Below are 15,103 nucleotides of genomic sequence, written 5' to 3' on the forward strand. Positions count from 1 at the left end.
GGGCATTATGCCTAAGAGATCAGAACGCGTTATAGACTATTCGGTGTTTTTGGGTGGGAAAGAATATTTGGGAACGGCTACAGCTGACCTGCCTGAAATTGCATTTTTATCGGAGACAACTAAAGGTGCCGGGATTGCTGGAGAACTTGATGCTCCATCCCCGGGCCAAACCAGTGCCATGACGTTAACGCTGAACTGGAATACAGTGGAGAAAGCTTCATTAAAGCTTTTGGCTCCTATCGTACATGAACTGGACCTCCGGGCTTCAATTCAGAAATTTGATACAGGGACAAATGAATATATGGAGTCCGCCTTGAAGGTTACCGTGCGCGGACGTCCACTCAGCGGCGGATTGGGCGGCTTGGAAGCTGCAACGGCCATGAGTTCCACCACGGCATTTTCAATCAACTACATCAAAGTGCTTATTGATGGCGAGGAAGTGCTGGAAATTGACAAGCTAAATTATATCTACAAGGTGATTGGCGTAGATTACCTGGCTAAGACACGGGAGAATCTCGCGCTGTAAAATAAATTCCCAAGCGTTTGGGATTATGAGGAGGAATGACGAATGTCAGAAGAGATACAGGGTACGGCAGAGGTTTACACCTTTGCCAAACCTGTTCGATATGAAGGGGAAGAGTTCAAGGAAATTACTTTAGACTTTGAACAGCTAACAGGTGAAGATATTCTGACCTGTGACCGGCAATTCCGTGCAGAGAATGGCCGCCAGTCCGGTGAAATGGTCAAGGAAACGAATAAGGCGTATCAAGCCTATGTCGTAGCAAAGGCTGCGGGCGTACATGTGGGGCTGATCCGCGCTCTATCAGCCAAGGACTTCACCCGTCTGACGTTGCAGGCACAAAGTTTTTTGCTGCTGTAGGAGACAGTGAGGGGATTAAGGACCTTGCCGTCTCTTTGTCGATGGTGACCTTTACGCCAATCCCCTACTATTTGTCGCTGCCTTTAGAAGATTTAGGGGATTGGGTACAACGGGTTTCCCGGATTAAGGGAGGAGGGAAATAAACGTGGCTGGTGCAAGTCGAAGCAGGGAATATGATATTGCTTTTAGGCTAAATGGCCTCATGGATTCCTCTTTCCGGCAATCCATGGGTGATGCCGAGCGTCACATCCAGGAGCTGGAGCGGGCGCTCCGGGAAATGAACCGCCGGGGAGATTTAGACGATCTGCGGGACGATGCAGACCGAGCAGATGATTCCATTCGTAATTTAAACGATTCTGCGGGCGGCTTCGGTGATACCTTACGCAATATGGCTGAATACATGGGTGCTTTTGCGCTGATTGAAAGCGCAGGGGCATCCCTTCAGAACATTGTCGGAACTATTGCAGACCAATCGGACGCTATGGCGCAGCTACAGGCGGCTACCGGTGTAACCGCCGAAGAGATGGTTGCTATGAAAGAAAGTTCAGAGAACTTGTACAATGATCGGCTGGGCGAGGATTTTAACGATTTAGGTGCAGCCATAGCAACCGTGCGGCAAGTCTCGCAATCCTCCGGTGAGGAACTGGAGAAAATGACCAAGAATGCGATTGTGTTCCGAGATGTTTTCGGGGAGGACATTACGCAGTCCGTCAAAGCAAGTGATACAATGATGCGAAACTTTAAGGTGACTTCAGAGCAGGCATATAATTTGCTTGCCCAAGGAGCGCAGAAGGGCCTTAACAAATCGGACGAGTTGATTGATACAGCCAATGAATACAGTATTTACTATAAAACGCTCGGGTATAGCGCGAATGAGATGTTCAACCAATTTGCAGCGGGATTAGAAGCAGGAGCCTTTAATCTGGATAAAGTCGGGGACGCAGTGAAAGAATTTGGTATCCGTATTAAGGATGGTAGTTCTGCTACACAGACAGCAATGTCGATTCTGTTCGCCCCTGAAAACATCGAAGTATTCACCCAAAAGTTAACTAAGGGCTCAGAAAAGTCAGCTGAGTATTTGGAACTACTGAAACATGTTTCTAAAGATACTGCTGCCCAATTGGTTAAAGATTTGAAAGCAGGTGGCACTAAATCTGCAAAAGCATTTGAGGCACTGCAGGGTATCATGGGAGGCGGCAACAAAATCCTCTCAGACCTTTCCTCTGGAGCGATTCAAGGGAAGGACGCCATGCAAATGGTAATCGACAAGCTGGGCGAAATCAAGGACCCCATTCAGAAAAGCACGCTTGGAGTCGCGCTGTTCGGCACTCAGTTTGAGGATATGGAATCCGGGGTAATTGCTGCGCTAGGCACCGCCCGGCAGCAGTTTGACATGACGAAGCAGACCATGGAGGAAGTTGCCAAAGTTAAGTATGATACCTTGAGTAAAGACTTTCAGGCCATTGGGCGTCAGCTTATGACCGATTTGGTAATTCCGATAGGGGAAAAATTGATGCCTTTGCTCCAGGGGTTAGCGGATTGGATGGCTGACAATCAAGATTTACTGATGGTTATTGCCTTGGGTGTGCCTGCTGCAGCGCTTGCGAAGAACACGGTTTCCATTGTCAAAAAATTAGGGCTTATTGGATCTGCTGCAAGCGGAGCCGGAGGAGCTGCCAGCGGATTCGGTAAGGTTCTTGGTCTCCTGACGAATCCAATAGGTATTGCTGTTGGAGCTCTCGGTGCACTTACGTTAGGGGTTATGGCATATAAGAAACATCAGGAAAAGGCCAGGGATGAACTGCTGAACATGGGCGAAGCGCTTGAGACAGCCTATTCCGACTTTGACGTACTTGATCATGCCAATAAGCGGACGCAGAATTTAACCCGCGAGTATGACCGGCTCACTGAAAAGATTGGGAACGCCCAAACACCGGCAGATGAATTGACCGAAGCCCGCCGAAAACTGGAACAGGTCGAAAGTGATCTGATTGAAATGAATCCAGATATCATCTCAGCAGAAGATAGAAAAACGGATAGATTTCGCGAACAAATTGATTTGCTAGGCAGAATTAACGAGGCTCAGGCAGAAATGGGCCGCCGGGATCTGGAACATGCTGCTTTAGAGGCTAAGGCAAAGTTTCCTGAGCTGGAGGCTGAGTATATTGATTCAACAGATGATCTAAAGAAGCAAAATGAAGCCTACGAAAAACTTCGGAAATCCTATGCTGATTATGTTGAACTGAATGCTCAATATCAAAATATTGACCTTAATGTAACAGATGGCGACGAGAGGGGAAGGAAATTTGAAGAATTAGCTGCTAAAGCAACTGAGATCACAGGAAAAGTTTATAGTGGGCAAGGTTTTGGTTTAGTCTTCGGTGATGATTTCCGCGAATTAGAAGGATCATTCGAAAAGTACCATGAAAAAATAAAGGCAATAGAGTCAGATATGAAAGAGTCAGAAGCGAGCATGTCAAATTATTATGACATGCAAGTGAAAATGATTGAAAACGACCTTGGAGGCTCTATAGAATCCATGGCCGCTAAATACAAGGATGCATCGGATCAGGAGCAGCTGCGGTTTCGTAAAGCGGCAGAGCTTATTGCTCAGCTCAATGATGAGGTGAACCTGCTGCCTGCTGAGAAGAAGGTCGATTTAGAACTGGTCTGGAAACAAACCGGTCAAGTGCCGGATACAAAGACGGCTGAAGGGAGAAAGCTCAGTCGTATCGCGTTAAAAGATCCAGGGTTTGAAGGCTATGCCGAAGGAGGTATAGCAACTCGGCCGTCTATCTTCGGTGAAGCCGGTCCGGAAATTGCCATTCCGCTGAACAATAAGCCACGTTCGCGTTCTTTGCTGGACATGGCCAATGATTTAATGGGTTACACCAGCACAGAGAACAATCAGGGGAATGTCGTTGTACATTATTCACCGAGCATTACTCTTCCAGGTGCAGATCCATCCATCATGCAGATGGTAAACGAAGCCTTAAGGCGTTCAGAAGATGGTTTGGAACGGCGCCTCAAGGGAATTATGCAGCAACAAAGGCGGGTGAGTCTAAGTTGATAACCTATAATACCTTACAAGGCGATACCTGGGATGGTGTCGCCTTTAAGTTGTATGGTAATGCGCAGCTCATGACGCTACTGATAAATGCCAACCCAATTCATGCTTCTACTGTAGTATTCTCCGGTAATTTGGTGCTTAACGTGCCTGACATGCCTGCTGAAGCCTCCAACACGCTACCGCCATGGCGAAGGGGTGGATAGCCTTGGAGAAGATGCAAGATGCCCGCAGGGCCGTCCTGGTGCTGTCGTATAACGGCAAGGATGTGACAGCCGATATCGCAGAATCATTGACGGCCCTTGTTTATATGGACGCTACCGGACAATTGGACGACCTTAATATTGATTTAGAGGACAGGGACCATAACTGGCAAGGTCCCTGGAGTCCGGCGGAAGGTGACAAGATAAAAGCAGAGATCCGAACCATTAACTGGGACGGTCCCGGTGAAATTAAGAGCTTGCCCTTGGGCAGTTTTGTCGTGGATACATTCGACTCATCAGGCCCGCCGGATGTTGTGTCAATCAAAGCTTTATCTTTGCCAATCAGCTCCGGGGCAAAAATGGAGAAGCGTTCTAAGGCGTGGGAGAAGACGACACTAAAAACAGTGTCGCAGGAAATTGCAAAACGTGCGGGATTGAAATTAATTTATGAAGCAGCTGAAAATCCTTCTTACAGCAGGTTGGAGCAGGCTTTGCAATCGGACTTTGGGTTCCTTCAAGAAACAGCGACTAAGGAAGGCATAGCCATTAAGGTATCCGGCGGAAGTCTGGTTCTCTTCGATGAATTTAAATATGAACAACAGGCCCCCATTGCAACTATAACTCGCGGAAAAGACAATGTTCTCGGTCATAGTTTTAGCTGGAGTGCAGCGAATACCGCTTACCGTTCCTGCACGATCAGTTACACGGACAGTAAGACCAAAAAGGCAATAAGTGCTACCTATACGCCGCCTGGAGCGCCGAAGAACGGCCCTGTACTCAAGATTAATGAGCAGGCGGATTCTCAGGCGGCCGCGCTGCAACTTGCGCGTAAAAGATTACGGGAAAAGAATAAACTTGTTGGCACTGGCAGTTTAAGCCTTATGGGGGATATCCGCATGGCAGCGACATTAACCCTCAATATCAAGGGCTGGGGGCGATTCGATGGTAAATACATTATTGAGTCTGCTAAACACTCCATAGGGGGCAGTGGATATACAACGGATTTGGAAATTCGCAAGGTGCTGGGGTGGTAATATGATCAAGATTGGCGTTGTATCCACGGTGGACCCTGTAACGGCCAGCGTGCGGGTTGCTTTTGTGGACCAGGAGAACATGGTCTCTGCACCGTTGCCGGTGATTGCCGCAGGCGGTTGGGCGCGAGGTGTTGCCCTACCGGAGCCCGGGGAGACAGTATTGTGTGTGTATCTGGATAATGGACAATCTGCCGGGTTTTGCCTTGGAACCTACTATACGGCGGATGAACATCCACCAGGCAGCGATAATCAGCGCGGCACTTGGTTTGAGGATGGCAGTTATGTCTATTATGACCGTGCTGCTAAAACACTACAGATCAAGGCGGCCGGAGGGGTTCGGATTAATGGAAATCTGACCGTGACAGGCACCATCACGAACGGGGGTTAAGGACATGGCAGGTCAAAATTACGTAATGTCCAAGATCGGCAGCCTGGGGCCGGTCGTTTTTGTCGTTGCTGAGGGGGCTATCCGCACCATTGATGAGTTTAACCGGTCCAGCTCCACGCGGTGGGCACAGCATGACATTATTGGCCATAAGCCCAAAAAGGAATATTTAGGGCCAGGCGTGGACTCGGTGACTTTTTCTGTGAGATTTGCCGCCGCCTTTGGGCTCAATCCCCGGAAGGAATTGGACCGGCTGACGGAACTGGATCGCGCCGGTAAGGCGCTGCCGCTCATTATCGGCCGGAAGGGTATCGGGGTGGGCCTATGGGTCATCACAAGTCTATCGCAGGATTGGAACGTCTTGGACAACATGGGTAACATCGTGGATGCTCAGGCGACAATAACGCTGGAGGAATACGTAAAATGAGCACATACACAGTAGACATGACGCAGCCGTCAAAGATCAATTTTGCGCCGACACTGGTGGAGGAGGTCGCCCAGAACATACGGACGATTTTAACAACACCGCTGGGCAGCGCTCCCCTCGCGCGGGGCATTGGACTGGATTACTCAATCGTGGATGAGCCGGAACAAATTGTCCGTGCCCGCCTGTTGGGGGAGATCATGACGGCTGTCGCGGAGCAGGAGCCCCGGGCTGTAATAACAGAGGTATCGTTTCCGGGAGACATCCGGGACGCGCTGACGGGCCGCCTGCTGGCGGTGGTGCGGTACAGTTTGGCAGACGAGGAGGGCGCATAAATGGAATATGTTGATTTGCCGGAGATTCAGTTTACACAAGAAGAGGCTGCGGGCATCGAGCAGAACGTAATAACCGTATATGAGGGCCTTACTGGCCGAACCCTTCAGCCCGCCGATCCGGTGCGGCTGTTTTTGTCTTCACTGGCGGCTATCATCGTACAGCAGAGGGTGCTCATTAATCAGACGGCCAAGGGTAACCTGCTGCGGTTTGCATCCGGGGTGCTCCTGGATCATATGGGTGCATTTCAGGGTTCCGAGCGGCTGGACGCTGCGGCGGCCATTACCACGCTGCAATTTACGCTCTCCATTCCGTTATCTTCGGCCACATCTATTCCGGCGGGGACCCGGGTCGGGGCGCAGGGCGGGGACGGCTCCATCTATTTTGCGACATCGGAGTACTTGGAGATCCCGGCAGGAGCGACAACCGGCACGGTGACAGCAGTCTGCGCCACGCCCGGCCCGTCCGGCAATGGATTTTTGCCGGGACAGGTCAATGTGCTGATGGATCAGCTGCCCTTTGTGCAGGCTGTAACCAACCTGACGGCCAGCAGCGGCGGCGCTGCGGAGGAGTCGGACGCGGCATACCGGGAGCGTATCCGGGCTGCCCCGGAATCCTACAGCACCGCAGGCCCGCAGGGGGCCTATGAGTTTTGGGCAAAGTCCACATCGGCTGCAATCCTGGATGTACACGCCTATTCCCCGGCCGCAGGCAAGGTTACGATTGTGCCCCTGCTGGTCGGCGGGCAGATCCCGGGCCAGGACGTACTGGACGCGGTAGCCGAGACGCTGGAAGACCGCGGCATCCGGCCATTGACGGATCAGGTGACCGTAACCGCGCCGACTCCGGTCTCATATAACACCGCGCTCACCTATTACATTAGCCGGAGCCGGTCGGCGGAGGTGCCCGGCATCCAGGCGGCGGTATCGGCGGCCGTTGCTGCTTATCAGCTCTGGCAGCGGTCCAAGCTGGGGCGGCACATTAACCCTTCGGAGCTGATTGCCCGAGTCATGGCAGCCGGGGCGCTGCGGGTTGTGCCGACTACTCCGGTATACACTGCCCTGACTCCGTTGCAGGTTGCCCAGGATGGAGAGACAACCATCACCTATGGAGGGCTGGCCGATGATTAACCTTCAAACGGTGAGCCTGTTGGACTTGTTGCCGCCATCGATCCGGTCTGATCCGGCCATGGCGGCGGCGGCCGGGGCGCTTGACGGCGAGTTACAGGTAACAACCGGGCTGATAGCAGCCTTGGATATCTTCGGGCGGTCGGCGGAGTGGACGGACGCGGAGACGGACGAACTAGCCTGGCAATACAATCCACCCTATTATGACCCGGACCTGCCTCTGGACCAGAAGCGGCTGCTGGTTAAAAATGCGATACCTTTTCACCGGCACAAGGGGACACCGCAGGCGGTGGAGGACCTGATAGCTATCTTGTTTGGGCGGGGAGCGGTTGAAGAGTGGTGGCAATACGGCGGCGAGCCCTACCATTTCCGCGTGTTGACCAATAACTCCGATGTGACCACAACTCGGGCACAGGAGTTTATTGCTGCGGTGGATGCCGTCAAGCGGCTGTCGACCGTCCTGGACAGCGTGACCATATCTCAAGCAGAGGAGCTGCCGTTATTTTTCGGTGGCTTTTTGCATGTGGGCGAAATAATTACGATTTAAGGAGGGGCCGCAAGTGGCAGTATTCGGAGGCATGACATTAACAAATAAGGGCCTTGTGCTGCAAGGCAAAGCGCAGGCGGGGGCGCAGCTCAACTATACCCGCGTTGCCGTGGGGGATGGATCACTCAGCGGGCAGTCGATCCCGGCACTCAATGGGTTGATATCTCCAAAAAAGAGCCTGCCGATTACCCGTATCAACATCATACCACCCAATAAGGTGACGGTCGGCACGGTGCTACGCAATGCCGATGTGACGGCGGGCTTCTTTTGGCGCGAGGTCGGCGTCTTCGCGCAGGACCCGGACGCCGGGGAAATCCTCTATGCTTACGCCAACGCCGGGGCGACAGCGGACTACATCCCGCCTGGCGGTGGGTCGGACATCATCGAGAAGGCTTTTGACTGTATCGTAGTGGTGGGCACGGCGGCCAATATCACAGCGGTCATTGATGAATCGCTGGTATTTGCGAAGAAGTCCGAGCTGGACGCTCTGGACGCTGCCAAGGTGGATAAGGTATCCGGCAAGGGGCTGTCCGCCAATGATTACACGACTCCCGAGAAGACTAAGCTTGCCAACATTGCGGCAGGAGCGGGCGGGGCCAACACCGCAACGGATACCGTCATTGGCACTCGGACAATCAGCGACAGCACAGCACCATCAGGAGAGAGCGGCACGCTGACTACTCTATTAAGCTGGCTTGCCAACATGATAAAGTCCATCACCGGTAAATCCTCCTGGCGGACGGCTCCGGCTACTACCTTGGAGGCAGCGAAGACCCATGCGGACGATACCACCCGGCATATCACGGCGGCGGAGCGGACTGCCTGGAATGCCAAGGAGACAACCGCCGGAGCGCAAGCCAAGGCTGACGCAGTACAGACCAATCTCACAGCCCATGCGGGCAATACAACGGCGCACATCACGGCCGCAGAGCGCAGCGCCTGGAACGCCAAAGCAGACGCCAGCCAATTAGGCCGAGTAGACCTGACCCAAACCCTGGGTCCGGGTACATCGGTTGTGACGGCAGATCAGAACGGCAGCGAGCTGGATTTGGTGGTGCAGGGGCAGACGTTGGTGAATCCTGTAGTTAACAAGTTAGGGAGTTTTTCGGCTAACGGACAGTATTCAGCCCTCACGAATGAGACCACTATTAAAAAGTATCAAAATGTGGATGCACTACGGGTTACATTTACTGGTCCAACGGCAAGCTCTGCAACTGGGTACCAAAACATGCATGTTGGAAACAGGGTTGATCCTAGTAAGTATTATGTGTTTGCTATTGATATTCAAATTGTCGATGCCCTTTCGGCACGAGTGCTCTTTGAGTACGGTAGCGGCGGAACTCCACCCAACGGTACCCTTCCCGGCAACTCCATTACTACAACGGGACAATGGCAGACTTCATTCGGTAAGGCAAGTCCTGCGGAATTGGCAGGACGCACCAGCTTTCATCTTCATTTTCAAGTGTATGGAGCTGCAAATAGTAACCAGTCAGCTATTGGAACTGGATTCCGCATGTATGAAGTGTCGAAGGCTGAGTATGATCTGGTAGGCACAACGGTGAACGCTACTAATTTTAATGACTACTATCCTTTTGTCGCAGGCAAGCAACACGTACAGGGCGTAGTCATTACAAAGCAAGGGAAAAATGCAGCTAGTGTATCTGTTGTGTCAATGACCAATACAATCGGCGGAGCCAATTATAGCGAAGATAAATCCAATAACTCCATTACTGTGAATTCCGGCACAGGGGCCGGATACAACTATGCGGCAACAAGTAGGATACAGGTTATTCCAAACACCGTGTACACTTTGTCTGCAATTTTGACTAATGTATCAGGACCTGACTTACCTTCCCTTAGTGTAAGAAAAGGTAGTGATAATGGAGTGAGTAATATTACAGGGTTAGGAGGGGTTGGCCCCAAAAGCTTCAGTTTTAATTCGGGTGCCGAAACTGAAGTTATCCTTTTTGCCTATGGATCGGTTGCAACGGCTGCTGTCCAAACAAAGCGTTATGAGAACATACAGCTTGAAATAGGCAGTGTAGCCACTTCATTCATGCCGGCGGAGCCCCAGTCTGTTGTACTCCCGGTCACACTCGGGCAGATCGGGGATGTGCGGGACAGTGTGTACAGCGCGGGGAATGATTGGATGTATGTGGAGCGCGTGAAAAAGGGTATTGCTTTGGATGGTTCCTTACTGTGGAACTGGAATAAAACCTATACAGGGTTCAAAAGACTTGCCGTGGCTTCTTTTGGTGTTGACGGTATAAATGACACCGAAAGGGTTGTTCGCTACGATGGCAAGGCACTAACCCATACAGTTCTTGAGGGGGACAATTGGAATTCAGCGGAGCTGTCTCGTCTTACAAATCTGAGTTTTGCATCACGGACCTTGCTAATTTCGGTATCTAATTCCGACTCTGGCTGGATAGACGCAATTAATCCGTCCGCAAACGCAGCAAAGGCGCTATTCAACGGCTGGAAGGCTGCTGCCAACAACGGCAACGCCTATACATCCTGGGTGTCGATCTTGGACGGAAGCGCCCCGGTAACAAATACCGAAGCTTGGGTTGCCGCCAATAAAGTCCCGGGGTGGACGGCATGGGCTACGCTGGATTACATGCTGGCGCAGGCTGCGGCCCCAGTTCCGGTTCCCAATGCTGAAGGGAGCATTACCATCCACCCGGGTGGTAATCAGATCAGCGTGGAGACGGGCGTAATCCAGCGAGAAAAGGTCGTGCCGAAGCTGGACAGCGGAAATTACTATATCATCTCGCAGAGCAGTGGTAGTTACTGGGGCAAAGCTGTCCTGAGTCGCCCGAGTCAGAAATTCCTCGCCGTATTTAAAGGTGCGGAAAACGATACCCGGAACTGGATATTTACGCCTGATGGACTTGGAGCCATTAATGCCCGGGCTTTGCCAGCTAACTTTGATACATCAGCAGATTACTATGTGACCTTCATCGCTCTGGACAAATACGCTCTCACCGCCAATGTCACCGAGACCGCCGCGACCTGGCGGACGGGCCTGGGTGGCGTGGTCTCCGATGTGGTCCAGAGTGTTGGGGAGCTGCGGCAGGATAATGACCGACAGGACTTCGCGGACGACTATATCGAGGCTAAGGTAGATAATGTGCGGAGGGATCTTGACGGCAAAGCTCCACTTTCCAGTCCAGCGCTGACGGGCATACCCTCAGCACCTACGGCGGCTGTCGGCACAAAAAACCAACAGATAGCTACAACGGAGTTTGTTCTCGGACAAGCGGGATCTTCTGCTCCATCCCAGGACTTTAACAGCGGTCAAGTTGGAACATCAACAAGGTATTCCAGAGAGGATCATAAGCATCCGGCAGTCTACCCAGATGATTACAAGGTCGCAGCTGACCTCCCGTCAACATATCCGACAGGCAACAGTATCTTTTTCACTCCAACGTCCGAATCTAAGGGGTGGCCGAGCACATACGGCACTATTCATACGATTAAGGGGTATGCGGGTGGGGTGTCTGCTATTCAATATTTCTACCCTTACAATGTCGTAGCTCCTGTTAAGTATAGGTTGTCGTATTACCCTACCGATGCATGGACAGGGTGGGTAGAAGTCGAAAATACAGGGCGGAAGAATGTTGCCGGAGGATACGGCGGGCTTGACTCAAATGCCAAACAACCGCGAAATCAGGCGTATAGCCAGTTCACTGGTCAGAGTCAGGGCACAGTATCAGACTTTAAAACTGTTCTAACGCCTGGCGTCTATACAGCAACAAGTACTGCTGCTAATCACCCAGAGACCGGAAATTATGGAGTGCTTGTAAACTACTTGAGTACAGGTGAAGCACATGATAATTCTACAAACTGGCTGTTCCAGACCTTCTATGGGACCAATGGCAAGGTGTACACGCGAAACAAGACAAATGCCGGTCCGTTCTCTGCTTGGGGCAGGGTTTATGATAGCAGATTTACAGGTGCGGGAAGCGGGCTGGATGCCGACCTTCACGCAGGTAAAACCTTGGCCGAAGTGGTCCAGGGTTCTTTGTCGTACCTGGGCACTCTCGCGGGCAGCTCGCCTAACTTCACCGGCTCCGCGAATCCACCAATTGCGGCGCTTGCACCTGGGCAGCGCCTATCCTTTAAGGCGTTATCTTCCACCTCCGGCCCGATTACGCTCAACGTAAACGGCCTGGGGGCCAAGTCCGTCAAAAAGCCAAACGGCAATAACCCGCCGTTGGTGCAGGGCGGGGTGTACACGGTGGTCTATGACGGCCAGGCTTTTATCTTACAGGGTGAAGGGGGTGAGTATGGTACAGCAGGAGCGGCGGACGTTCTGGCGGGTAAAACGCTTGGAACTGAAAGCGGTATAGTTGCTGGGGAAATCCCATTAAGAGGCGGCGAGAATTACCCAGGGTGGAGAGAGGCAACGGTGGGAATACCTTCAGGGGTTGGTCGTTTACACCTCGCCATACCTAAAGGGGCGTACTTGACAGGCACTCAAGATCAAGGTGGGCTAGTTGGTATATATAAGGATGATCCAGGATTTAACCCTGCTTACTTTAGAGCTGACGTTAATATGTTTGGGCTTCAGGGAGCAATGCCTGTTATCACCGATGGTGCTGATCCCGCGCAGGGCGTGGGACTTTGGGGAGACGGAGCACTCGCTGTATATCCGCGCGAAGGGTATCGGAAAGGTGGAGCAGGTGCCGGAGAGATAAAGGTAACCGTTGCGCAACTTGCATCTGTTGGAATAAAGAGATATGCCAGCGGTTCAACAACAGCGTACGGTTCGATGACAACACAGACGGAGAGTCACGGAACACAAAATTTCCCGATTGTAACGGTTTCCGGCATCGCTTTTAGACCTAGATATGTTCGAGTATGGCGACCAACATCCACGTATTCATGGGGTATGCTGTCGGCCGAGATACTTGTATGGTGTAGAGATAATATCTTAATGCCTGTTACATGGACGCTCTACTCTAGTGCTAACGCCGGTATTCACCTTAACGATGATGGGTTTCAACTGACGTATAACACTTCAGCAGGAAATGAATTACTTTGGGAAGCATGGGAATAAAAAGGAGGGTGCTAATATGCAAATCGGCATGAAAATCTACTATGACAAGGCAACTGGAAATGTGATCCACAACACCGGCGAGTACGTGGGCCGGGGCTACGTTGAGACTACTGAAGACCAGGACTTTGCGTCCATCAAGGAACTGGCCCAGCGCGTCCGGGAGACGGTCGGCGTAGTCAAACTGCAATACGGCCAGTACTCCCGCGAGTTTGCGCAGTGCGATGGCTACCGGGTGGACCCGGAGACGGGGGAGCTGGTGTTTACCTACGCGAATGAACCAAACCCATTGGAGGGCCGATTGGAAGCCGTGGAGGCCGGAGCAGCAGACACCGCGCAGCAGCTTGCGGATGCACTGGCCCGGCTCAATGAGACAGAGGCGCAGCTGACAGATACCCAAGTCGCCCTCGCAGAGAGTTATGAGGAGCTGCAGGCGACCAAGGCTGATCTGCAGGTAGCCAAGCAGGAAGCGGTTGACGCACAGGTCGGCCTTGCAGAACTGTATGAGCTGGTGCTTGCCGGGCAGCAGCAGCCAGAAGCACCGAACGCGCCCGCAGAAGGAGGTGAAGAAGACAATGGTTAAGGTATACGCAAACCTGATTAATAAGGGACTCAAGACGCTGGAGCAGGTGCCGGAGATCATCCGGCCGGATGTTGCGGCACTGCTGGAAGCTGAATAGAGTTACGACAGCGCCCATTGAGGCGTTTTTATTTTGCCCCTGGACTTGTATCCGGGGGCTTTTTAACACCATTAGAGATGAGGGGGAGGAGATGGGCATGGATATTGAGTTGACGTCACTCTTGTCAGCGCTTGGGGTTATCAGTGCTGTATCGCTTGGGTGGCTTGGCCGGGCGAGTGTCGCCAAAAAAGAGACCGAGCTGCGGGCGGGCTCCGGTGCTGCAATGCGGGCTGACATGGATTATATCAAGCGCGGGGTGGATGATATCAAATTGGATGTAAGAGCTCAGGGGCAGCGGACAGATGCCCTTGCAGAACGCGTTACCAGAGTGGAGGAGTCGGCGAAGCAGGCGCACAAGCGGCTAGACAAAATTGAAGAATAGGGAGTGCATTGAATTATGGAATGGAATGCTGTATCGAGCTTTATCAAGCCGGAGCTGCTGTTGGTTCTTACTGTTTGCTGGGTGATCGGATATGTCCTTAAACAGACGCCGCGCGTGCCGGACTGGACTATTATTTATATCGTGACGCTGATTGCTATTGTAGTGGTTTGTCTGATAATGGGGCTGTCCCCGGATAGCGTCCTGCAGGGCATCTTGTGCGGCGCGGTTGCTGTATATGGCAATCAGCTGGTCAAGCAGACACGTAAGGGGGCAGGAGAGTAATGGCGCTGACACTGGAACAGGTTAAAGCCAAGTCCGCCACCCGCCTGACGGGGTTGCATCCTGCTGTTAAGGCGGCCACGGAGGCCCTGATAGTTCGCTCGTATGCGTGCGGGGTTCCCATTCTGATAACCCAAGGGCTACGGACGATAGCCGAGCAAAATGCACTTTATGCCCAGGGACGCACCCGGCCGGGGGCCATTGTTACGAATGCGCGCGGCGGGGAGAGTTATCATAATTACGGACTGGCGGTCGATTTTGCGCTGCTGCTCCCTAATGGTTCAAGCGTTTCCTGGGATATGACAAGGGACGGTGACCAGGACGGCACTCCAGATTGGCGAGAGGTCGTACAACAGGCGAAGGCGATTGGCTTCGAATGGGGCGGAGACTGGACGAGTTTCAAGGACTACCCGCATCTGCAGATGAGTTTCGGACTCAAGCTGTCCGACCTTCGGGCCGGAAAAAAGCCGGCGGATGCTGCAGTGAAGACAGTGTATGAACGAATCAAGCCGAAGGAGGAAAATAAGGTGAGTACTGAGGTTAAGGTATCCGTATTAGTAAACGGAAAGAAGGTTGCAGATGGTGTGCTTGATGCTGGTACAACATACACACCTGCCCGGGCGGTGGCGGAAGCGCTGGGAGCCAGTGTTGTATATGATGCTGCTACTAAAACTGTGAAGATCACATCTAGAAAGTAAAA

At 52.3% G+C, this 15,103-nt stretch carries 16 protein-coding genes; all 16 read left to right on the forward strand.

What is annotated here, in order from left to right; genetic code table 11:
• Positions 1–7 precede the first annotated feature (7 nt).
• The 16 genes from K1558_RS02385 (at position 8) to K1558_RS02460 (ending at position 15,101) form a co-directional block, all read left to right on the forward strand.
• Positions 8–526: a phage major tail tube protein gene (locus tag K1558_RS02385; protein WP_238649762.1), complete on the forward strand. Its 519-nt coding sequence runs from the start codon at positions 8–10 to the stop codon at positions 524–526.
• Between the two features lie 42 nt (positions 527–568).
• Positions 569–880, forward strand: coding sequence for a phage tail assembly protein (locus tag K1558_RS02390; RefSeq protein WP_238649763.1), 312 nt, complete (start codon positions 569–571; stop codon positions 878–880).
• 145 nt (positions 881–1,025) lie between these two features.
• On the forward strand, positions 1,026–3,950 hold the full coding sequence (locus K1558_RS02395) for a phage tail tape measure protein (RefSeq protein WP_238649764.1): 2,925 nt from the start codon (positions 1,026–1,028) through the stop codon (positions 3,948–3,950).
• Positions 3,947–4,153, forward strand: a complete 207-nt coding sequence (locus tag K1558_RS02400; RefSeq protein WP_274528331.1) for a tail protein X — start codon at positions 3,947–3,949, stop codon at positions 4,151–4,153. Before K1558_RS02395 ends, K1558_RS02400 begins: the two co-directional genes overlap by 4 nt.
• A gap of 11 nt (positions 4,154–4,164) precedes the next feature.
• Positions 4,165–5,184 carry a phage late control D family protein gene (locus K1558_RS02405; RefSeq protein WP_238650007.1) on the forward strand — a complete coding sequence of 340 codons (1,020 nt, stop codon included), beginning with the start codon at positions 4,165–4,167 and terminating at the stop codon, positions 5,182–5,184.
• Between the two features lies 1 nt (position 5,185).
• Positions 5,186–5,572, forward strand: a complete 387-nt coding sequence (locus K1558_RS02410) for a phage baseplate assembly protein V (protein WP_238649765.1) — start codon at positions 5,186–5,188, stop codon at positions 5,570–5,572.
• A 4-nt stretch (positions 5,573–5,576) separates the two neighbouring features.
• The gene (locus K1558_RS02415; RefSeq protein WP_238649766.1) at positions 5,577–5,996 is read left to right on the forward strand and encodes a phage tail protein; all 420 of its coding nucleotides are present in this window, start codon (positions 5,577–5,579) and stop codon (positions 5,994–5,996) included.
• Positions 5,993–6,328: a lysozyme gene (locus tag K1558_RS02420; RefSeq protein WP_238649767.1), complete on the forward strand. Its 336-nt coding sequence runs from the start codon at positions 5,993–5,995 to the stop codon at positions 6,326–6,328. The genes K1558_RS02415 and K1558_RS02420 overlap by 4 nt, the downstream gene beginning before the upstream one ends.
• Positions 6,329–7,456, forward strand: coding sequence for a baseplate assembly protein (locus K1558_RS02425; RefSeq protein ID WP_238649768.1), 1,128 nt, complete (start codon positions 6,329–6,331; stop codon positions 7,454–7,456). It begins immediately after the preceding gene.
• The gene (locus K1558_RS02430) at positions 7,449–8,000 is read left to right on the forward strand and encodes a phage tail protein I (RefSeq protein WP_238649769.1); all 552 of its coding nucleotides are present in this window, start codon (positions 7,449–7,451) and stop codon (positions 7,998–8,000) included. Before K1558_RS02425 ends, K1558_RS02430 begins: the two co-directional genes overlap by 8 nt.
• Before the next feature lie 13 nt (positions 8,001–8,013).
• Positions 8,014–13,065 carry a phage tail-collar fiber domain-containing protein gene (locus K1558_RS02435; RefSeq protein WP_238649770.1) on the forward strand — a complete coding sequence of 1,684 codons (5,052 nt, stop codon included), beginning with the start codon at positions 8,014–8,016 and terminating at the stop codon, positions 13,063–13,065.
• Between the two features lie 16 nt (positions 13,066–13,081).
• On the forward strand, positions 13,082–13,645 hold the full coding sequence (locus K1558_RS02440) for a hypothetical protein (RefSeq protein ID WP_238649771.1): 564 nt from the start codon (positions 13,082–13,084) through the stop codon (positions 13,643–13,645).
• Positions 13,638–13,742 (forward strand): CD1375 family protein, encoded by a 105-nt coding sequence (locus tag K1558_RS02445; RefSeq protein WP_238649772.1) that lies wholly within the window; start codon positions 13,638–13,640, stop codon positions 13,740–13,742. The genes K1558_RS02440 and K1558_RS02445 overlap by 8 nt, the downstream gene beginning before the upstream one ends.
• A 97-nt stretch (positions 13,743–13,839) precedes the next feature.
• The gene (locus K1558_RS02450; protein ID WP_238649773.1) at positions 13,840–14,124 is read left to right on the forward strand and encodes a hypothetical protein; all 285 of its coding nucleotides are present in this window, start codon (positions 13,840–13,842) and stop codon (positions 14,122–14,124) included.
• 15 nt (positions 14,125–14,139) lie between these two features.
• Entirely contained in the window at positions 14,140–14,406 is a 267-nt protein-coding gene (locus K1558_RS02455) for a phage holin family protein (protein WP_238649774.1), read from the forward strand.
• Complete coding sequence (locus tag K1558_RS02460) at positions 14,406–15,101, forward strand: M15 family metallopeptidase (RefSeq protein WP_238649775.1); 696 nt, start codon at positions 14,406–14,408, stop codon at positions 15,099–15,101. The genes K1558_RS02455 and K1558_RS02460 overlap by 1 nt, the downstream gene beginning before the upstream one ends.
• The last annotated feature ends 2 nt before the right edge of the window (positions 15,102–15,103 follow it).

It is taken from the genome of Paenibacillus piscarius (assembly GCF_022234545.1).
GTDB classification, from domain to species: domain Bacteria; phylum Bacillota; class Bacilli; order Paenibacillales; family Paenibacillaceae; genus Paenibacillus_AQ; species Paenibacillus_AQ piscarius.